Origin of the sequence: Cohnella hongkongensis (assembly GCF_042654645.1) — a bacterium.
GTDB lineage: Bacteria > Bacillota > Bacilli > Paenibacillales > Paenibacillaceae > Cohnella > Cohnella hongkongensis.
The window spans coordinates 1-19,253 of the sequence record NZ_JBHSEP010000025.1 but is presented as its reverse complement, the minus strand read 5'-3'; the positions used below and the strand labels follow the sequence as shown (position 1 = coordinate 19,253).

General features: G+C 55.2%; 18 protein-coding genes. 12 read left to right on the top strand and 6 right to left on the bottom strand.

The genetic code is table 11. The annotated features are described in order from the left end of the window. Positions 1 to 8: 8 nt before the first annotated feature. From mnmE to rpmH, 5 genes are all read right to left on the bottom strand, one after another. A complete protein-coding gene (gene mnmE, locus ACFO3S_RS24000; protein WP_378101222.1) occupies positions 9 to 1,385 on the bottom strand; it encodes a tRNA uridine-5-carboxymethylaminomethyl(34) synthesis GTPase MnmE in 1,377 nt (458 codons plus the stop codon). Positions 1,386 to 1,530: 145 nt separating this feature from the next. After that, positions 1,531 to 2,151, bottom strand: a complete 621-nt coding sequence (gene jag, locus ACFO3S_RS23995) for an RNA-binding cell elongation regulator Jag/EloR (protein ID WP_378101219.1) — start codon at positions 2,149 to 2,151, stop codon at positions 1,531 to 1,533. Continuing rightward, complete coding sequence (locus ACFO3S_RS23990; RefSeq protein ID WP_378101427.1) at positions 2,148 to 2,924, bottom strand: YidC/Oxa1 family membrane protein insertase; 777 nt, start codon at positions 2,922 to 2,924, stop codon at positions 2,148 to 2,150. Before ACFO3S_RS23990 ends, jag begins: the two co-directional genes overlap by 4 nt. 203 nt (positions 2,925 to 3,127) lie before the next feature. Next, the gene (gene rnpA, locus ACFO3S_RS23985; protein ID WP_378101216.1) at positions 3,128 to 3,550 is read right to left on the bottom strand and encodes a ribonuclease P protein component; all 423 of its coding nucleotides are present in this window, start codon (positions 3,548 to 3,550) and stop codon (positions 3,128 to 3,130) included. 61 nt (positions 3,551 to 3,611) lie between these two features. Further along, positions 3,612 to 3,746: a 50S ribosomal protein L34 gene (rpmH, locus tag ACFO3S_RS23980; RefSeq protein ID WP_084423307.1), complete on the bottom strand. Its 135-nt coding sequence runs from the start codon at positions 3,744 to 3,746 to the stop codon at positions 3,612 to 3,614. 193 nt (positions 3,747 to 3,939) lie between these two features. Here rpmH and ACFO3S_RS23975 point away from each other — a divergent pair, with 193 nt between their 5' ends. The 10 genes from ACFO3S_RS23975 to gyrB all read left to right on the top strand — a co-directional run bounded on the left by ACFO3S_RS23975 (position 3,940) and on the right by gyrB (position 14,305). Next, positions 3,940 to 4,638, top strand: a complete 699-nt coding sequence (locus tag ACFO3S_RS23975) for a response regulator transcription factor (RefSeq protein ID WP_378101214.1) — start codon at positions 3,940 to 3,942, stop codon at positions 4,636 to 4,638. Next, positions 4,635 to 5,990 (top strand): sensor histidine kinase, encoded by a 1,356-nt coding sequence (locus ACFO3S_RS23970; RefSeq protein WP_378101212.1) that lies wholly within the window; start codon positions 4,635 to 4,637, stop codon positions 5,988 to 5,990. The genes ACFO3S_RS23975 and ACFO3S_RS23970 overlap by 4 nt, the downstream gene beginning before the upstream one ends. A gap of 96 nt (positions 5,991 to 6,086) precedes the next feature. Beyond that, a complete protein-coding gene (locus ACFO3S_RS23965) occupies positions 6,087 to 6,758 on the top strand; it encodes a PepSY domain-containing protein (RefSeq protein ID WP_378101209.1) in 672 nt (223 codons plus the stop codon). A 115-nt stretch (positions 6,759 to 6,873) separates the two neighbouring features. Next, positions 6,874 to 7,515, top strand: coding sequence for a PepSY domain-containing protein (locus ACFO3S_RS23960; protein WP_378101206.1), 642 nt, complete (start codon positions 6,874 to 6,876; stop codon positions 7,513 to 7,515). A gap of 494 nt (positions 7,516 to 8,009) precedes the next feature. Then, the gene (gene dnaA / locus ACFO3S_RS23955; RefSeq protein ID WP_378101203.1) at positions 8,010 to 9,362 is read left to right on the top strand and encodes a chromosomal replication initiator protein DnaA; all 1,353 of its coding nucleotides are present in this window, start codon (positions 8,010 to 8,012) and stop codon (positions 9,360 to 9,362) included. Positions 9,363 to 9,574: 212 nt separating this feature from the next. Further along, entirely contained in the window at positions 9,575 to 10,714 is a 1,140-nt protein-coding gene (dnaN, locus tag ACFO3S_RS23950; RefSeq protein WP_378101200.1) for a DNA polymerase III subunit beta, read from the top strand. Positions 10,715 to 10,724: 10 nt separating this feature from the next. Further along, positions 10,725 to 10,940, top strand: a complete 216-nt coding sequence (gene yaaA, locus ACFO3S_RS23945; RefSeq protein ID WP_378101197.1) for a S4 domain-containing protein YaaA — start codon at positions 10,725 to 10,727, stop codon at positions 10,938 to 10,940. Between the two features lie 42 nt (positions 10,941 to 10,982). Continuing rightward, a complete protein-coding gene (gene recF / locus ACFO3S_RS23940; RefSeq protein ID WP_378101194.1) occupies positions 10,983 to 12,101 on the top strand; it encodes a DNA replication/repair protein RecF in 1,119 nt (372 codons plus the stop codon). Positions 12,102 to 12,117: 16 nt separating this feature from the next. Continuing rightward, the gene (gene remB, locus ACFO3S_RS23935; protein ID WP_378101191.1) at positions 12,118 to 12,363 is read left to right on the top strand and encodes an extracellular matrix regulator RemB; all 246 of its coding nucleotides are present in this window, start codon (positions 12,118 to 12,120) and stop codon (positions 12,361 to 12,363) included. A gap of 28 nt (positions 12,364 to 12,391) precedes the next feature. Beyond that, a complete protein-coding gene (gene gyrB / locus ACFO3S_RS23930) occupies positions 12,392 to 14,305 on the top strand; it encodes a DNA topoisomerase (ATP-hydrolyzing) subunit B (protein ID WP_378101188.1) in 1,914 nt (637 codons plus the stop codon). Positions 14,306 to 14,351: 46 nt separating this feature from the next. On the opposite strand, the gene ACFO3S_RS23925 is transcribed toward gyrB, so the two are convergent. After that, positions 14,352 to 15,122: a YheC/YheD family protein gene (locus ACFO3S_RS23925; protein WP_378101185.1), complete on the bottom strand. Its 771-nt coding sequence runs from the start codon at positions 15,120 to 15,122 to the stop codon at positions 14,352 to 14,354. A 145-nt stretch (positions 15,123 to 15,267) separates the two neighbouring features. Between ACFO3S_RS23925 and gyrA the strand changes: the two genes are divergently transcribed. Both gyrA and ACFO3S_RS23915 read left to right on the top strand, forming a co-directional pair. Beyond that, complete coding sequence (gyrA, locus tag ACFO3S_RS23920) at positions 15,268 to 17,739, top strand: DNA gyrase subunit A (protein WP_378101182.1); 2,472 nt, start codon at positions 15,268 to 15,270, stop codon at positions 17,737 to 17,739. Between the two features lie 47 nt (positions 17,740 to 17,786). Beyond that, positions 17,787 to 18,863: an HD-GYP domain-containing protein gene (locus ACFO3S_RS23915; RefSeq protein WP_378101179.1), complete on the top strand. Its 1,077-nt coding sequence runs from the start codon at positions 17,787 to 17,789 to the stop codon at positions 18,861 to 18,863. Positions 18,864 to 19,253 lie beyond the last annotated feature (390 nt).

Sequence of the window (19,253 nt, the reverse complement as noted above, 5' to 3'; positions counted from 1 at the left end):
AGCTTATGTTATTTTCCTAAACAAAATTGAGAAAAAATCTGATCCAGCAGCGAATCGCCCGCCGCATCGCCCAAAATCTGACCGAGCGATTCCCACGAGGCGGTGATGTCGATCTGAACGAGGTCAATCGGCACTCCGTCGTAGGTCGCCTGAATAGCATCCTCCAGTGATTGCCGCGTTTGATGCAGCAGCGCGATATGTCTTGCGTTGCTCACATACGTCATGTCCCCGGTCTCGACCTCGCCGCTGAAGAACAGATCGGTCACCGCCCGCTCCAGCTGCTCGATCCCCCGGCCGTCCTTGGCCGACAAGTACACGATACGATCCTGGGGGTAGTCTCGCTCGACCTCCTTCGCGTCCAGTCTCGAAGGAAGATCGATCTTGTTCACGACGACAATCGTGGAACGATCCTTAAGCTGCGCGAGCAGCTTTCTCTCGTCCTCGTGGAGCTCCTCGTGCCCGTTCAGCACGAGCAGAATCAAATCCGCTTCGTTCAGAGCGCCGTGGGAACGCTCGACCCCGATCTGCTCCACGACATCCTCCGTCTCGCGAATGCCGGCCGTATCCAACAGTCTTAGCGGAATGCCCGACAAGGATACCGTCTCTTCGACAATATCCCGCGTCGTGCCCGGAATATCCGTGACGATCGCCTTGTTCTCCCGAGCCAGCGCGTTGAGAAGCGACGACTTGCCGGCATTCGGCCGGCCCACGATCGCGGTCACGATTCCTTCCCTCAATATTTTCCCTTCATGGGATCTCTGCAGCAGCTCGTTCACTTCATCCAATACCGCGCGGCAGTTCGAACGAATCAAGTCGGCGGTAACGTCCTCCACATCGTGCTCCGGATAATCGATATTGACTTCCACATGGGCAATCAGCTCAATGAGCTGCTGTCTTAGAGGGACGATTTTTCTCGACACCGAGCCTTCGGCTTGTTTTCTGGCCAGTTGGAACGCGCGATCCGACTTGGAGCGAATCAGATCGATAACCGCTTCGGCCTGCGCCAGATCGATTCTGCCGTTCAAGAACGCTCTCTTCGTGAACTCCCCCGGCTCCGCCAATCTGACGCCATGCCTCAGCACCAGCTCCAGCACGGATTTAACGGCGACGATGCCGCCGTGCGTGCTGATCTCCACCACGTCTTCAGCCGTAAACGACCGCGGCCCTCTCATAACCGTCACCAACACTTCATCTATACGCCGCGCCGACTGCGGATCCACGATCCAGCCGTACTGAACGGTGTGGGAATCGGCCTCCCTTAAATCTCGTTTCGACTTAAACAGCTTGGCCACCGTTCCAACAGCCTCCGGACCGCTTACCCTGACGACGGCAATGCTGCCTTCGCCTAGCGCTGTCGCAATGGCGGCAATCGTATCCTCGTTCATGCGAGCTCCCTGTTCCCTCCTTCGGCCCGTCCGCAACCGCAGCGGTCGTCCAATCAGGACAACGAGCCGCGGATTCCGGCGGGATGGTTCATAAAAGAAGCGCAATGACCCCCCAACGTTGCGGAAGCCATTGCGCGGACGCTCTCTATTGCTTTAATGCGATCACGATTCTCCGATTCGGCTCGTCTCCTTGGCTATACGTCTTGACCTTCGGATTCGATTGCAATCGTGCGTGAATGATTTTACGCTCCTGCGCGGTCATCGGCTCCAGCACGATCTCCCTGCGCGTTCGAACGACCTTCATGGCCATTCGCTCGGACAAAGCCTCCAGCGTCTGGCGGCGGCGCTCGCGAAATTGCTCGGCATCGAGCACGATACGAAGATGACGGTCCGAGTGGCGATTCGCCACGATGTTCGTCAAGTATTGAAGAGAATCTAAAGTTTGTCCACGACGACCGATCAGAATGCCCAAGTCCGAACCTGTAACGTTAATCCGCACTGCATCATTCTCATCCACCCGTTCAACGGAAACGGTCAGATCCATTGCTCCCGACACGTCGAGGAGAAACTGAATCGCTTCCTCCACGCCGTCCGGCAGCAGCTCCAACTCCACTTTCGCCTCTTTGGCTCCGATGAGCCCGAACAGCCCCTTGCTCGGCTGCTCCAATACTTTGACATTCACGCGGTCTTCCTTCACGCCGAGCTGGGCCAGACCGCTGCGAACCGCATCTTCTATCGTTTTCCCAGATGCCAGGAGCTTTTTCATTTTGCGCGCGCCTCCTTACCTTTACCTTTGCCTTTCTTTGGTTTTGGTTCAGGAGCAGGTTCCTTCTTCTCAGGCTTGCCGTACATAAAGTAGTTCTGAACGATCGTGTAGATGTTGCTGTAGATCCAGTACAGCGGCAGCGCGACCGGGAAATTGATCGCCATGACGAAGATCAGAACCGGGAAGATGTACATGAGACCCTTCATCGGTCCGGCCATCGTCTGCTGACGCGACATCATCATCGATTGAATGAGCGTCGTAATCGCAGCCACGGTCGGGATGGCGTAATAGTACCATTCTCCCTGGCTGGGCGCCGTACCGAGCTGGAAGCCGATAAAGGAATGATCCCGAATCTCGATGTTCTGGTAAATCGAGTTGTACAGCGCGATGAAGATCGGCATCTGTACGATGAGCGGCAAACACCCGGCCAGCGGATTGACCTGATGCGTTTGATACAGCTTCATCATTTCTTCCTGCTGTTTCCGCGGATCTTCCTTGAACTTCTCGCGAATCTTCTGCATTTCCGGCTGGAGGGCTTGCATGGCTTTCGTGTTCTTGTATTGTTTGATCATTAGAGGAAGGATAATCGTCCTTACTATAATGGTAAGCAATAAAATCGAAAGTCCGTATTCGCCGCCGAACCATTGCGCGAACGTATCGAGCATTAACGAGAACCAGTACACGACGTTCCTTGTCCACCAAGAGCCGCTGTGGGCCATATCGTCGGTCGTGATTGCCTCGGTCACAGGCGTACAGCCCGCGAGCAGCGTCATCAGCGCGATTGCGCCGAGAACGATCCACCATTTGCGATTTCGCAACAAAACTGAAAACTCCCCTCTTCATCGCCGGGCATGCCGTAAAGTGATCTACTATTGCTGAATCCGATTACAGCCGAAAATGGCCGAAACTATTCAGTACAACTATAACATAATAAAGAAGGCAAAGAAAAGCAGAGGCTCGTCCACGCCTCCCGCTCTTATTTGCCATTGGCTTCGTTCCGTCTTTTTCCGCGGTTGCCGTTCGCCGTCGTCGGCTTCCCGCCGCCATTAAACGGCTTGGAGCCCTTCAGCAAGCCCGCTTTTCGCAGAACGTGAAGAATGCTCCCCTCCATCTCCTTGTACGAAAGAGAGAGCGCCGGCTTGCGCACGATCAGGATCAGGTCGATATCCTCCTGAAGCTTGGCCGCATTCAGACGAACGATCTCCTTCACCATACGTCTGAGCCGGTTGCGCACGACGGCCCCGCCCAGCTTGCTGCTCGCCGAAACCCCCATCCGGAACGTCCCCGTAGGCGCTCGCTTGCGCCAATACACGACGAACTGCGAATTGGCGAACGATTTCCCGTACCGGTACACCGTATTGAAATCTTCTCTCTTGCGCAGCCGCAGCTTCCTATGCATATCTACCGCTCCATCTGCTGCATTGTAGTAAAAAAAGACCACCTAAGTGGTCTTTCATTAACTATGCCGATAATACTTTGCGACCTTTTTGGCGGCGAGCTTTCAGAACTTTCCGGCCGTTCTTCGTGCTCATCCGGCTGCGGAACCCGTGCACCTTTTTCCGCTTGCTTACATTCGGCTTAAATGTAGGACCCATGGATCAAACCCCCTTACATAAAAACTCACGTTCTTTAATTAAACCACGTCAAGCCCAGAATGTCAACGAATCGCCATTTCCTTCTATTGGCTCGCGAAAACTGGCGCTCGTTTACTCTCGGGTGTCGAGAAGCGCGTCATAACCGGGCAGGATCATGATATGATAAATAAAAAGCCGGCCTAAGGAGGCCCTGATGGAAACGAAAATTTTAGTCGTGGAAGACGAGGAGAAGATCTCCAGGCTGCTGGAAATCGAGCTGGAGATCGAGGGCTACCGGGTCTCCAAATACGGCAACGGCATCGATGCGCTGGAAGCCTATCGGAGTGAAAAATGGGATCTCGTCCTGCTCGACATTATGCTTCCGGGCATGAGCGGGATCGAGCTGCTTCGGCGAATCCGCGCGCAGGACGCGCAAACTCCAGTCATTCTCCTGACCGCCAAAGGCTCCGTCGAGGACAAGGTGTCCGGACTGGATTACGGCGCGAACGATTACGTAACCAAGCCATTTCAGATCGAAGAGCTGCTGGCCCGCATTCGCGCATCGCTCAGGCAGCGTCCCGCCCAGGCTGCCGCCGAGCTTCCGGACAGCGAATGGCTGACGGCGTCCGACCTTAGAGTCAACGAGAAAACCAGGGAGGTGTTTCGCGGCGCCGATTCGGTCGAGCTGACCCCGCGAGAATTCGATCTGCTCGTTTACCTGCTTAGAAACAAACGCCAGGTGCTCAGCCGCGAACAGATTCTGGAAGCGGTATGGGGCTTCGACTATTACGGAGAGACGAACGTCGTCGACGTCTATATTCGTTATGTCCGGAAAAAAATCGATCACGGCCGGGAAACGGAATTGATCCGTACCGTTCGGGGCGTCGGCTACGCGCTAAAGGACACGCCATGAGACTTCAGAACAAAATCCATCTCTACTCCTCCCTTCTGTTCGCCGTCCTGCTCGTCTTGATGAACGTCAGCATTTACTTTCTGTTCGATCGGATGTCTCTGAACAGCGAAATCGGCAAAGCCGAGACGGAGGCGACGTCGATCGCCGAAGGTATCCGGCAAAATGCGGACAGCATTCCCGTGCGCGATCTGCTGCGGGCCTACGTGCCGGCCGACGGCATGCTGAGAATCGTGGCCCCGGACGGCGGAGCCGGCTATCCCCCCGTCACTTCGCCGTCCCAATCGGAGCTGAGCAAGCGGGAAGCCTTCTATAGTTCGGAAAAAATGAAGCAGGCGATCGAATACGCGGGAGAAAAGTACGCTCTGGTCTCGCTGCCGGTCATCTGGAGCGACGGCTCGGTCGTCAACGTCCAGCTCGTCCGAAGCTTGCGGGAGACGACGGACAACCTGCGGGCGCTGCGAATCGTGCTCGTTGCCGTTACCGCGCTTGCGCTCGTTCCCGTCGTCCTGTCGGGAAGATGGCTCGGCAAGCTGATCACTCAGCCGGTCGTGAATATGACGAACACCATGAAGGAAATCCGGGAGAGCGGACGGTTTAAACGGCTGGAGCTGAAAGACGAAGCCAAGGACGAGCTCGCGGAGATGGGACGGACGTTTAACCGGATGATCGAGCTGCTGGAGAACAACTTCGAGAAGCAGAAGCGTTTCGCCTCCAACGCTTCTCATGAGCTGAAAACGCCGCTTACCGTCATCGAGAGCTATGCGAGCCTGTTGAAGCGCAAAGGCTTGGAGCGCCCCGACTTGTTCTCCGAGTCTGTAGAAGCGATCCATTCGGAAGCGGTCCGCATGAGAGAAATGACGGAGCAGCTGCTCCTGCTCGCCGGCAGCCGAAGCCACTGGAACGCGAATCCGGAGGAATTGGAGCTCGGGAAGCTGGCGACCGAAGCGTCCGAAGCTTTCCGCAAGGCGTACCGCCGCGATGTCCACGTGGAAGCCGAAGCTCCCGTCACCGTTCTAAGCGACCAAAATCTGCTCCGGCAGCTTCTCTACATCTTCCTGGACAACGCCCGAAAGTACAGCGAGGAGCCGATTGCGGTAACGGTAGGCGCAAGCGGCGGATCGGCATGGATTCGCATTGCCGACAGAGGCGTCGGCATTCCGAAGGACGAGCTGCCGAAAGTGTTCGACCGGTTCTATCGCGTCGATCAAGCGCGTACCCGGCAAAATGGCGGCTTCGGCCTTGGCTTGTCGCTGGCGAAGGAAATCGCCGAGGCGATCGGGGCAAGCCTCGAGCTGGACAGCCTCGAAGGCGTGGGCACGACGGCGACGATTCGCTTCCCTGACCCTCGATGAGCGGCAGCGCCGGCCCGGTCGCAGACTATCCGCTCTCATCGATTTCTCATCTTTATGCCGTATGATGGTAGCACTTATCGGGAGGAGGCGCTAATCATGAATAAACGAACGCTCCGGCTTGCCGGCTATATCGTCATGCTGGCTGCCGGAATCGGCATCGCCGCCGCGCTGTGGAGGCCCTGGCCCGGGCACCAGGAGACGCTCTCCCGCGAAGCGCTGCAGGAGGCGGTGCTGGCCCGTTATCCCGGCACGGTCAAAGATCTCGTCAAAGCCGAAGATCGGTACGTGATGCTGCTGGAAACGGATCAAGGCTCTTACCGGGTCAAAGCCGACGCCGGCAGCGGCGAAATCGTCTATTTGGAGAGAATCGGCGCCCCCATGAACGGCCATGAGCCCGCCCCGACTCCTGCTCCGACTTCTGCGCCCGCTCCCGGCCCGTCGGAATCGCCCCCTTCTTCTCCGATTTCTTCGCCCTCGCCTTCTCCGACGGTTCCCCCGTCTACGTCGGCCTCGCCCGACGAAGGCAATGCCAAGTCTCCCGCCTTTATCGGCGCCGAGCGGGCTAAAAAACTCGCCGCCGCCCACGTGAAAGGAACGGCCGAAGACGTCGAGCTTAAGGGCAGGGTTGCGGGAAAAGCGTATTATCTCGTAGAGGTCGACGTCGAAGGCGGACGCGATGCCGACGTGCAGGTGAACGCCGTCTCCGGCGCGATCATGTCGGTCATCTGGGACGATGACGACGACGAGGAAAGCGATGACGATTCGTAGCTCGCTCTCCGTTTTTACTTCGTTCTCATCGTTTTCTAATGTTCCTATCCCGCTCCTCTCATCTTCAAGGCTTACTCTATAGGTGAGTTCGATACGTATAGAGAGGAGAAAAAGCATGATGATAAGCAAAACGAGAAAAATTCTGCTGTCCGCGTCGCTCTTGTCGGTCGTCGCGATCGGCGCCGGCGCCGCCACGACCGGATTTGCTTCGAACGGAGGTACTGAAAGGATCGGAGCGAATAAAGCGAAGGAATTGGCGGCGAACGCAGCAGGCGGCCAAGCGCTGCGCGCGGAACTGGAAAGAGAGAACGGGGTCGTTTATTACGAGGTCGACGTTCTGAAGGACCATCGGGAATACGATGTTTATATCGAGGCCTATACCGGCAAAACCTTAAAAATAGAGCGGGACGATCTCGATGACGACGATTGGGACGACTGGGACGATCGGGACGACGAACGCCGAATCTCCGCAGGGAGTCCGTCGGCTTCTCCGGCTCCCTCGGCTTTCCCTTCTCCCTCCGCTTCCGCCAGTAAATCCCTCATCAGTCGGGAGCAGGCCTCCCGGATCGCAGCGGAGCGCGTCGGCGGCACCGTCGTCAAATCCGAACTGGATAAGGACGACGGGGTGCTTTACTACGAAATCGAGCTAAAAACGAAACGCGGCGAAGCCGAAGTCGATGTCCACGCCTATACCGGCAAAATACTGTCCGTGGATTACGATGATGACGACGACGATGACGATCTCTACGACGATTAACAAGTAACTTTCATCGCCTGGCCCTTGGAAAGCAAAAAACGGATAAGCCGACAGGCTTAACGTCGCTTTTCAAGGGTCTTTTTCGTTGTGGATACTCTAATTTTCTCTTCTAAACTTATTCACATGTGCACAATCCGGAAGAAAAAAATGAATCGTATACATCCTTGTCGGATCGCCTCACACTTTATCAACAATATCTAGTATTGTGCACAGTTTTCATCCACAAGTTATTGAAATTGTGGATAACAGGGGGAATTTCGTTGAATTTAGAGGGTTTGTCTGCTATGATTAGTCATGTCTTTACCCGTGGATTTCAAATTTTCATCCTCGTTTTATTAACACCCTGTGAATAACTTTGTGAACAAATCCCCACATTCGTGGATAACCCTCTTAATAATTCAGGGAATAATGTGGATAACTAGTCGAAAAGCGTTCGACTACACGTTCTCCGCTTATTTTTTGTCCTTACGAGGAGTTAAAGGAGAGAATTTGTCGTGGACAACCCCAACAACGAAATCTGGCAGCAGGTGTTGTCGGTCATCCAGACGAAGCTGAGCAAGCCCAGCTTTGACACTTGGTTCAAATCGACGAAAGCCTCGTTCATCAGCGAGAACGTCGTTCTGGTTACCGCGCCGACGACCTTTGCCGTGGAGTGGTTGGAAACGCGTTATACGAAGCTCGTCTCTTCGACGCTGTCCGATTATGTCGGGCGAACGGTCGAGGTGAAATTTTCCATCGAGGAAGCCGTTCCGCCGGAACCGGTCGAAGCGGCGCCGCCCATCTCGGTCTCTAGCCAGCCGGCGCTCGAAGAGCCGATGATGCACATGCTCAACCCGAAATACACGTTCGATACGTTCGTCATCGGCGCGGCCAACCGATTTGCCCACGCCGCCTCGCTCGCTGTCGCCGAGCTTCCGGCCAAATCCTACAATCCCTTTTTTATGTACGGCGGCGTCGGACTGGGCAAGACTCATCTCATGCATGCGATCGGCCATTATATATTGGAACATAATCCTCATATGAAGGTTCTGTACTTATCCTCCGAGAAATTTACGAACGAGTTCATTAACGCGATTCGCGATAACCGTGGAGAAAGCTTCCGCAACAAATATCGCAACATCGACGTGCTGCTCATCGACGATATCCAGTTCCTCGCCGGCAAGGAAGGAACTCAGGAGGAGTTTTTCCATACCTTTAACGCGCTTCATGAGGAGCATAAGCAGATCGTCATCTCGAGCGACCGCCCGCCCAAGGAAATTCCGACGCTCGAGGAACGTCTTCGCTCCCGATTCGAATGGGGGCTGATTACCGATATTCAGCCGCCCGATCTGGAGACGCGGATCGCGATTCTCCGCAAGAAGGCAAAAGCGGAAAACCTTGACATCCCGAACGAGGCGATGATGTACATCGCCAACATGATCGATTCCAACATTCGCGAGCTTGAAGGCGCTTTGATTCGAATCGTCGCCTACTCCTCTCTAACGAATCAAGACATCTCCGCGCAGCTGGCCGCCGAAGCGTTAAAGGACATCCTGCCCACAGGGCGCAATCGACTCATCACGATGCAGGATATTCAGCAGCGCGTAGGCGACTACTACGGCCTTAAGCTGGAGGATTTCAAAGCTCGCAAAAGAACGAAAGCCGTCGCTTTCCCGCGGCAGATCGCCATGTATCTGTCTCGCGAGCTGACCGACTATTCGCTTCCGAAGATCGGAGACGCATTCGGAGGCCGGGATCATACGACCGTCATCCATGCCCACGAGAAAATCTCGCAGCTGCTCAAAGTCGACCAGGACTTGTACAAAGTTATTAACAGCCTGACCGAAAAGATTAAGAACCTGACCTGACGCGCGAAGTCGTCGACAATCGCTGCGCAAATGTATGCATGCGGATCGGAGACCCAAGCATAAAAAAGCGGCAACGTCTGTGCACAGCGAATCCACATGTGGATAGGCGTTGCTTTCGAGTTTTTTCGCGGTTATCCACATATTCAGGCGCCCTACTACGACTTCTTTTTTTAAAAACATGCTACAATAAACAAAATCGATGAGGTGAATCCATGAAATTTACGATATTGCGCAACGAACTGAACGAAGCGATCCAACACGTTTCCAAAGCCGTTGCGTCCAGAGCGACAATTCCGATTCTAAGCGGCATTAAGATTGACGCCGGCTTCTCCGGCGTTACGCTGACGGCAAGCGATACGGATATTTCGATTCAGAGCTTCATTCCGCTCGAGACGGCAGACAAGACGATCGCGACGGTCGCTAAGCCCGGAAGCGTCGTGCTGACCGCCAAGTTTTTCGTCGAAATCGTCAAGAAGCTTCCGCATGAAGAAGTGCATATCGAGGTCGGGGACCGTTTTCAGACGATGATTACGTCCGGCGCGACGGAAATTCAGCTCGTCGGCCTGGATCCCGAGGAGTTCCCGGTGCTTCCTTCGTTGATGGAGGAGCAGACCGTATCGATACCGGGCGACCTGCTGCGGGATATGATTCGGCAGACGGTGTTCGCGGTAACGACGAACGAATCGACCCCGATTCTGACCGGCGTTCTCTGGAACCTGCAGGACGGCGTTTACAAGTTCGTGGCGACCGACCGCCATCGGTTGGCCAGCAGACAAGCGAACGTCGACTCCGGGGATGTTCGTTTTTCCAATATTGTCATATCCGGGAAAACGCTGAACGAGCTTTCGAAAATCGTGCCCGACCAGAACGTTATGGTCGACATTGTCGTAGCCGACAACCAGGTGTTGTTCAAGCTGGGCAACGTGCTGTTCTATTCTCGGATGCTGGACGGAACTTATCCCGATACTTCCAAGATTATTCCGCAGAGCTTCAAAACAGAACTCGTCCTGAACACGAAGCAGCTGAGCGACTCGATCGACCGCGCCTACCTGCTCTCCAGAGAAGAGAAGACGAACATCGTCCGACTCGTCACGACCGACAACGGCGGAATCGAGATTTCGTCCAGCTCTTCCGAGCTTGGCAAAGTAACGGAACAGCTGAATGTTAGCCGGATGAGCGGGGAACCGCTCAAGATCGCCTTCAACTCCAAATATATGCTCGACGTTCTCAAGGTTATCGATAGCGAGGAGCTGTTTATCGGCTTTAACGGTTCGATGAGCCCGATCATTATCCGGCCGAACGATCACGAGCTCAGCCTGCACCTTATTCTTCCTTACCGGACGACGAACTGAGGAGAGACGGATGAAGAGCATCGGAATATCGACCGAATACATTACGCTGGGACAGTTTCTCAAGCTGGCGGATTGCATCGGAACCGGCGGGGAAGTGAAGTTTTTTCTGCAGGAAAAGCGCGTTCTCGTGAACGGGGAGCCCGACAACCGCAGAGGGCGAAAGCTGAGAGTCGGGGATACCGTCGAGGTAGAAGGGTTCGGCGCGTTCGAGATTGGAACGCGGTAAGGCGGTCCGTCTCGTCCAAGCCAGTTGGAGAGTGAATGACGAATGCAGTTAAACGCGATGGAGCTGCAAGGCTACCGCAACTACGATTCCGTCAAGCTTGCGACGGAGGGCGGCGTCAATATCTTCATCGGACCGAACGCCCAAGGCAAGACGAACCTGCTGGAGGCGATCCACGTCCTGTCGCTGACGAAGTCTCACCGGACTTCCAAGGACAAGGAACTGATCGGATGGGAGAGCGGCTCCGCGCTCCTGCGCGCCGAGATCAGCCGCCGGACGGGCGACGCCAGCCTGGAGCTGCAGCTGTCGCCGCAGGGGAAGAAAGCGAAGATCAACGGGCTGGAGCAGCGCAAGCTGAGCACCTTCGTCGGGACGCTTAACGTCGTGCTGTTCGCCCCGGAGGATCTGGATATCGTCAAGGGAGCACCGGGAGTGCGCCGCCGGTTCATGGACATGGAGATCGGGCAGGTGCATCCCGGTTATTTGTACGACATGCAGCAGTATCAGAAAATATTGCAGCAGCGCAACAATTACTTGAAATCGACCGATATTCGCCGGGCCGTCCCGGAGCTTCTGGAGGTCTGGAACGAGCAGCTCGCCCAGACCGGTGTTAAAATGATGCAAAGAAGGAAAACCTTTATTGTACAGCTGCAAAAATGGGCGGAGAAGATTCATGCCGGAATAACGGGAGGAACCGAACAACTGTCGGTGGAATACAAGCCATCGTTCGGAACCTCGGACAGCGTGGATCTCCAAGATCAATCTTCTTTATTCGGGCAATTTATGATAAAGTTAACACAGAGCAAGGAACAGGAATTCAGGCGGGGCACGACGTTGACCGGTCCTCACCGCGACGATCTGTCCTTCGCCATTAACGGCAAAGATGTACAGTCCTTCGGTTCCCAGGGCCAGCAGCGGACGGCGGCGCTGTCGCTGAAGCTGGCCGAATTGGAATTGATGCACGAAGAGATCGGGGAATATCCGCTCTTGCTGCTCGACGACGTGCTGTCGGAGCTCGATCAGACTCGGCAGACGCAGCTCATCGAGACGTTTCAGAGCCGCGTGCAGACCTTCATCACGACAACCGGCTTGGAGAGCGTCAACATGGGCCGGTTGAAGGACGCGTCCATTTTTCACGTGAGAGACGGCCAATTGCTGCGTTAAGCTAAGGAGGTACTTCGTGTACATTCATCTGGGCGGGGAAAAAATCATTCGAACGTCGCAGCTCATCGCGATCTTCGATATTTCGATCGAGCAGTCCTCGAAGCTGTCGCGGCAGTTCGTCCTGCATGCGCAGAAGAACAAGGAAGTCGAAACGATCGGAGAGGAAGATCCCAAGTCGATCGTCGTCACGGAGCACAAAGTCTTTTACTCTCCAATCTCCGCGTCTACTCTGAAGAAGAGGACGCGATACTTGGAAGGGTAGCTGTTACGTAAAGAAGGCGGTGGAAGGTTTGTCCGTTAATCAACAGAATACTTACGACGAGAGTCAGATCCAGGTGCTTGAAGGTCTGGAAGCGGTCCGCAAGCGCCCCGGCATGTATATCGGCTCGACCAGCAGCAAGGGGCTGCACCATCTGGTATGGGAGGTCGTCGACAATAGCATTGACGAAGCGTTGGCCGGCTTTTGTACGCGGATCGACGTCATTATACACGAAGACAACAGCATTACCGTGGTCGACAACGGTCGGGGCATCCCGGTCGGTTTGAATGCGAAGCTGCAAAAATCGACGCTCGAAGTCGTCATGACCGTACTGCACGCGGGCGGCAAGTTCGGCGGCGAAGGGTACAAGGTGTCCGGCGGCTTGCACGGGGTCGGCATCTCGGTCGTGAATGCGCTGTCGGAATGGGTGTCCGTCACCGTTAAGCGGGAAGGGCATATCCACCAGCAGGAATATCGCCGCGGCGTGCCGCAGTACGATCTGAAGATTATCGGAGATACCGAAGAGACGGGAACCCGGACGCGCTTCAAGCCAGATCCGGAAATCTTTACCGAAACGACCGTCTACGATTACGAGGTTCTCGTCGGACGGATTCGCGAGCTGGCGTTCCTGAACAAGGGAATCCACATTACGCTTACCGACGAGCGCTCCGGCATGCACGACTCCTTCCATTTCGACGGGGGCATCGTGGAATTCGTCAAATATTTAAACCGGACACGCGAGCCGCTTCACGAGCATCCGATCTACGTCGAAGGCGCGAAGGAAAACATTCAATGCGAGATCGCGATGCAATATAACGACGGGTATTCCGAGAATCTGTATTCGTTCGCGAACAATATTAATACGCATGAGGGCGGGACGCACGAGTCCGGATTCAAGAGCGCCCTGACGCGGATCATTAACGACTATGCGCGCAAGATGGGCTTCGTGAAGGAAAGCGAGTCCAATCTGTCGGGCGACGACGTTCGGGAAGGCTTGACGGCGATCATCTCGGTTAAAATTCCGGAGCCTCAGTTCGAAGGACAGACGAAGACGAAGCTCGGCAACAGCGAAGTGCGCGGCATCGTCGAATCTCTGTTCAGCGAGAAGCTGCTTCAGTTTCTCGACGAGAACCCGGCCGTAGCCCGCAAGATTATGGATAAGGGGCTTCAGGCGGCCAGAGCCCGGGAGGCGGCCCGCAAGGCGCGCGAGCTGACGCGGCGCAAGAGCGCGCTCGAGGTGAGCTCTCTGCCGGGCAAGCTGGCCGACTGCTCGTCCAAAGACGCATCGATCTCCGAGCTTTATATCGTGGAAGGCGATTCCGCCGGCGGCTCGGCCAAGCAGGGCCGGGACCGGCACTTCCAGGCGATCCTGCCGCTGCGCGGCAAAATATTGAACGTAGAGAAGGCTCGCCTGGACAAAATTCTCTCCAACCTGGAGATCCGGGCGATGATCACGGCGCTCGGAACGGGAATCAGCGACGAGTTCGACATTACGAAAGCTCGGTATCACAAGATTATTATTATGACCGACGCCGATGTCGACGGCGCCCATATTCGTACCCTTATTCTGACGTTCTTCTATCGCTACATGCGCAAGCTGATCGAAGAAGGATACGTCTATATCGCTCAGCCGCCTCTGTTCAAGATCGAGCGCAATAAAACCGTCCGCTATGCGATGAACGAGAAGCAGCGGGACGAGATTATCGCCGAATTCGGAGAAGGCGCCAAGCTGAACATTCAGCGGTATAAAGGCTTGGGAGAGATGAACGCCGAGCAGCTGTGGGAGACGACGATGGATCCGGCGAGCCGGACGATGCTCCAGGTCCGCATCGAAGATGCGATGAAGGCCGATCTGCTGTTCGATACGCTGATGGGCGACAACGTCGAGCCTCGGCGCGAATTTATCCAGCAGTATGCCAGGTACGTCAAGAACTTGGACGTATAACGGAGAAGACCAAGGGGTATCTCTCGCGGAGAGGTACCCCTTCGGACTAAGATTTGCGTCTGCGGGACTTGAATCGGCCGTATGCGACCGCGTAAGCGTAAATTTTACGGAAGACGGATTTATCCGGAAGCCTCTTGAACAGGAACGGATCCGGCAGCGTATTGACCTCGAGGATCCAGGGCTTGAGATCTTCGTCCACGGCGATATCGATGCCGATTTCCTTCAGCCCCGGAAATCTCCGTTCCAGCGCCTTGGCGACCGAGACCGAGAGCTTGAGCAGCCTGGCCTCGAACGATGGCCACTGTCCGTTCCTCAGGTGGGCGGTCATCAGCTTCTGAACCGGCATCGGCGTTCCTCCGGCATGGTAGTTGGTCACGATTTTGCGCGGGTGGGCGACGCGTCCGATCATTCCCGTTGCTTCCCAGGAGAGCTTCCGATTTTTCTGAACCATGATTCGAAGATCGAATCTTCTTCCTTGGTGCTTCAACAGCTGAATCCCCTGCTGACTTAAGTAAGGCTTCGGTCTTTTCACGATTAGCAGCTTCCGGTACATTTCCCCGAATGTCGGGAATTCATACCGGGTCGTTCCGGAGTGGAACCGGTAAGGGGTCGACGGACCCGGCTTCTCGATGCGGATGACGCCTCTGCCGAACGTTCCGTTAACCGGTTTGACGTAGATCATGCCGTACTTTTCCAACATCCGTTCCACCGTTCCCCGATCGAAGCTTTGGGTGTCCGGAACGTAATCTTTAAGCTCGGGATCGGCAAGCAAGGCGTTTGTCTTGGCTCGTTTGCTCCGTATGCGCTGAATCGACATGCGGGTTCATCCCACCTTTCCCTTCGGCAATATGGTATAATGGAGTTATTGCATATTTATTAATCTATGACGGATAGCGCCTTGCGGTGTAGTGGTTTGCAAGCGGGTCGCCATCCGGTTGTATATCGGGTTAAGGAGGATCTTCATGTCGGAAGAACAACGCTCCCAGCTTCGCGACCGCGATATCGGGGTCGAGATGCGGGAATCGTTCATGGATTACGCGATGAGCATCATCGTCAGCCGGGCGCTTCCGGATGTTCGGGATGGCCTGAAGCCGGTTCAGAGGCGGATTCTGTACGCCATGTCCGAATTGGGAATGGCCCCGGACAAGCCTTATAAGAAATCGGCGAGAATCGTCGGCGAAGTTATCGGCAAGTACCACCCGCACGGCGATTCATCAATTTACGAAGCGATGGTCCGGTTGGCCCAGGATTTCTCTCTGAGGTATATGCTCGTCGACGGGCACGGCAACTTCGGTTCGATCGACGGCGACTTCGCCGCGGCAATGCGTTACACGGAGGCTCGCCTGTCCAAGATCGCGATGGAGATGCTTCGCGATATCAACAAGGAGACGATCGACTTCCGCCCGAACTACGACGGCGAAGAGCAGGAGCCCGTTGTCCTGCCGGCCAGATTCCCGAATCTCCTCGTTAACGGAACGACCGGCATCGCCGTCGGGATGGCGACGAACATTCCTCCTCATAACCTGAAGGAAGTCATCGAGGGAACGCAGGCGCTGCTTCGCGATCCGGAGCTGACGCCTTACGATCTGATGGAATACGTGAAAGGCCCCGACTTCCCGACTGCGGGACTCATTCTCGGCCGCGTCGGCATCCGTCAAGCTTATGCGACAGGCCGCGGCTCGGTGACGATGCGGGCCCGGGCCACGATCGAGGAGAATAACGGCAAAGCCCGCATTCTCGTTCATGAAATTCCGTATCAGGTCAACAAGGCAAGGCTTGTCGAGAAAATCGCCGAGCTGGTGCGCGAGAAGAGGATCGACGGCATTACCGATCTTCGCGACGAATCCGACCGCAACGGGATGCGCATCGTGATCGAGCTGCGCCGCGACGTTACTCCTACGGTCGTTCTGAACAACCTGTACAAGCAGACTCAGATGCAGACGAGCTTCGGCGTGAACATGCTGGCGCTCGTGAACAACGAGCCCAAGGTGCTGAACCTGAAGGACGTGCTTCACAACTATATCCAGCACCAGGTGGAGGTCATCCGCCGGCGCACGGAGTACGATCTGAGGAAAGCGGAAGCGAGAGCGCACATTCTGGAAGGCTTGCGCATCGCGCTGGATCATCTGGACGAAGTCATTGCGCTGATCCGCGCTTCGCAGACGACGGACGAGGCGCGCGAAGGCTTGATGACGCGGTTCGGTCTGTCGCACGATCAGGCGCAGGCGATTCTGGAGATGCGCCTGCAGCGCCTGACCGGACTCGAGCGGGAGAAAATCGAGAAGGAATACGCGGAGCTGCTTGCGAAGATCGCCGAGTACAAAGCGATTCTGGCTGATCCTCAGCTGGTGAACGACATCATTCACGAGGAGCTCGAGGAGATCAAGCAGAATTACGGCGACGAACGCCGCACGGAGATTACGATCAGCGATGAGGAAATTCTCGACGAGGATCTTATCCCGCGTGACGACGTTGTCGTAACGATGACCCATGCGGGCTACATCAAGCGGCTTCCCGTATCGACCTATCGCAGCCAGAAGAGGGGCGGCCGAGGCATTATGGGGATGGGGACCAAGGATGAGGATTTTATCGAAAATCTGTTCGTCTCCAACACTCACCACTACTTGCTGTTCTTCACGAACAAAGGCCGCGTCTTCCGGATGAAAGCCTACGAAATTCCGGATCTAAGCCGCACCGCAAGGGGAACGCCGATCATCAACCTGATTCAGATCGAGCAGGGAGAAACGATCAATGCGGTCATTCCGGTCGAGTCGTTCGAGCCGGATCAATTCCTGTTCTTCGCGACGAGGAACGGAATTGTGAAGAAAACGCCGTTGAACGATTATGCGAACATTCGCAGAGTCGGCTTGATTGCGATATCGCTGCGCGACGATGACGATCTGATCGGCGTCAAGCTGACGGACGGCACCCGCGAGATTGTGATGGGGACGAGTCACGGCATGTCCATCCGCTTCTCCGAAGGGGATGTTCGCGCAATGGGAAGATCCGCGACGGGCGTGAAGGGGATTCAGTTGGACGAAGGCGACAAGGTTATCGACATGGATGTCGTCGAGCCGGATCGCGACGTGTTGATCGTAACCGCCAAGGGCTACGGAAAGCGGACTCCGGTGGCGGACTACCGGGTTCAGACTCGAGGCGGCAAAGGCATCAAAACGTTAAACGTGACGGAGAAAAACGGGGAGATCGTCGGACTGAAGGTCGTTCACGACGAGGAAGATCTGATGATCATGACCTCCTCCGGGACGCTGATCCGCACGAGCATGTCCGGAATCAATACGATGGGCCGGATTACGCAAGGCGTTAAGCTGATTAACATTCGCGACGAGGATTCCGTAGCTACCGTAGCCCGGGCGCCGAGAAGCGAGGAAGATACCGATTCCGAAGAAATTGAAGGCGAAGAAGCAGACAGCTAACCGGCTGTCTGCTTGTTCACTGGAAGCGTTGCAGAGGGAGATGGAGCATGCCGATCATTCCGATTACACAGGCTCAGATAGGCGATCGTCTGGCCAGCGACGTTCAGACCGCTCTAGGAAGCCTGCTGCTGCAGCAAGGGCGAGTACTGTCGGATAGAGACATGGAAATTCTTCAGGCCTTTCTCATTCCCAGCGTGGAGATTATTCGCGACGGACTTGAGGAGACTGCTGCGGAAGAGGGGCCAAGCGAGATAGCGGCGACGGCCGAGGTGAAGCTTACCCGTCTGCAGCAGGAATTTCTGCTCATGGAGAAGGCGCTGCAGCGTACGATATCCATGATCAATTCCGGACAGAAAATCCCGGTTCTGGAGCTGCGCAACGGATTATCTTCTCTGATCAGCTATATGGACGAATACAATATTTTGACCTTCTCCGCACCGCCGACGGTCGGCCAACCCGATGTGCTTACCCGCAACAGCGTTCTCTGCGCGATGACGTCCTACCAGATTGCCAAGTGGAACAAGTTTCCGGAGAAAGATTGGCTGCCGATCGCGATGGCCGGATTGCTTCACGACATCGGGAATGTCAAGGTCGATCAGGCGATCCTTAACAAGCCGTCCAAGCTCACTACGAAAGAGATTCAAGAGATGAGGCAGCATACCGTATACGGCTTCAAGCTGCTTGAAGGGATCGCCTCTTTCAATCAAGGCATATGGCTTGCGGCGCTTCAGCATCACGAACGAATCGACGGAAGCGGCTATCCGATGAAAGTCAGAGGGGAGAAAATTCATCCCTACGCCAGAATCGTCGCCATTGCCGATATGTACCATGCGATGACCTCCAATCGGAATTACCGGAAGGCGGAGTCTCCTTATCTGGTGCTCGAGGAGCTGCATGCGGGATCCTTCGGCAAGCTTGATCCCTTATACGTACAAACCTTCATCGAGAGAACGACGCAATTTCATAACGGCGTATTCGTCAAGCTCAACGACGGACGAATCGGGGAAATCGTGTTTACCGACCGTCAGTATCCGACTCGCCCGATGATCTCGGTGAACGGCCAGATTATTAATCTGGGGCTTAACCGCCAGTGGTATATTTGCGAAGTGTTCGTTACGAAATAAAGGGAACGATATAACGATATTATGAAGCGTTCGACCGGATCTTTAGAAGGGCCGATTCCCTTTTGGAGGTCTATTTTTTTGTCTAGTCTCGGGATTGAATATATGCGCACGATCTCCATGGAATTTACAGCATTTTGAAGTAAAAAAACACTTGCATCACATTATTGAATATGATACATTATAAAAGTCGCCGTTAGCGCGGTAGACGCCAAAGCAACACCGATTGTTCTTTGAAAACTGAACATTGAGCGTAAGAAACAAAACATCGTCGAAAGACGGTAACCAGCAAGAAATGAGCCTCAAATGGCTCTGTGATACCGGGAGACATAGCGCTCGGGACTTCCTTTCGGAAGGCCTGACGTGAAAGCTCCTTTCATGGAGAGTTTGATC

What these genes read in the sequence shown, in the direction of transcription:
- ACFO3S_RS23970 (WP_378101212.1), top strand. Translation starts at nt 4,635, where the DNA reads ATGAGACTTCAGAACAAAATCCATCTCTACTCCTCCCTTCTGTTCGCC.
- ACFO3S_RS23990 (WP_378101427.1), bottom strand. Translation starts at nt 2,924, where the DNA reads ATGACGCTGCTCGCGGGCTGTACGCCTGTGACCGAGGCAATCACGACC.
- recF (WP_378101194.1), top strand. Translation starts at nt 10,983, where the DNA reads ATGCAGTTAAACGCGATGGAGCTGCAAGGCTACCGCAACTACGATTCC.
- ACFO3S_RS23975 (WP_378101214.1), top strand. Translation starts at nt 3,940, where the DNA reads ATGGAAACGAAAATTTTAGTCGTGGAAGACGAGGAGAAGATCTCCAGG.
- ACFO3S_RS23915 (WP_378101179.1), top strand. Translation starts at nt 17,787, where the DNA reads ATGCCGATCATTCCGATTACACAGGCTCAGATAGGCGATCGTCTGGCC.
- rnpA (WP_378101216.1), bottom strand. Translation starts at nt 3,550, where the DNA reads ATGCATAGGAAGCTGCGGCTGCGCAAGAGAGAAGATTTCAATACGGTG.
- mnmE (WP_378101222.1), bottom strand. Translation starts at nt 1,385, where the DNA reads ATGAACGAGGATACGATTGCCGCCATTGCGACAGCGCTAGGCGAAGGC.
- ACFO3S_RS23965 (WP_378101209.1), top strand. Translation starts at nt 6,087, where the DNA reads ATGAATAAACGAACGCTCCGGCTTGCCGGCTATATCGTCATGCTGGCT.
- yaaA (WP_378101197.1), top strand. Translation starts at nt 10,725, where the DNA reads ATGAAGAGCATCGGAATATCGACCGAATACATTACGCTGGGACAGTTT.
- ACFO3S_RS23960 (WP_378101206.1), top strand. Translation starts at nt 6,874, where the DNA reads ATGATGATAAGCAAAACGAGAAAAATTCTGCTGTCCGCGTCGCTCTTG.
- rpmH (WP_084423307.1), bottom strand. Translation starts at nt 3,746, where the DNA reads ATGGGTCCTACATTTAAGCCGAATGTAAGCAAGCGGAAAAAGGTGCAC.
- ACFO3S_RS23925 (WP_378101185.1), bottom strand. Translation starts at nt 15,122, where the DNA reads ATGTCGATTCAGCGCATACGGAGCAAACGAGCCAAGACAAACGCCTTG.
- jag (WP_378101219.1), bottom strand. Translation starts at nt 2,151, where the DNA reads ATGAAAAAGCTCCTGGCATCTGGGAAAACGATAGAAGATGCGGTTCGC.
- gyrA (WP_378101182.1), top strand. Translation starts at nt 15,268, where the DNA reads ATGTCGGAAGAACAACGCTCCCAGCTTCGCGACCGCGATATCGGGGTC.
- dnaN (WP_378101200.1), top strand. Translation starts at nt 9,575, where the DNA reads ATGAAATTTACGATATTGCGCAACGAACTGAACGAAGCGATCCAACAC.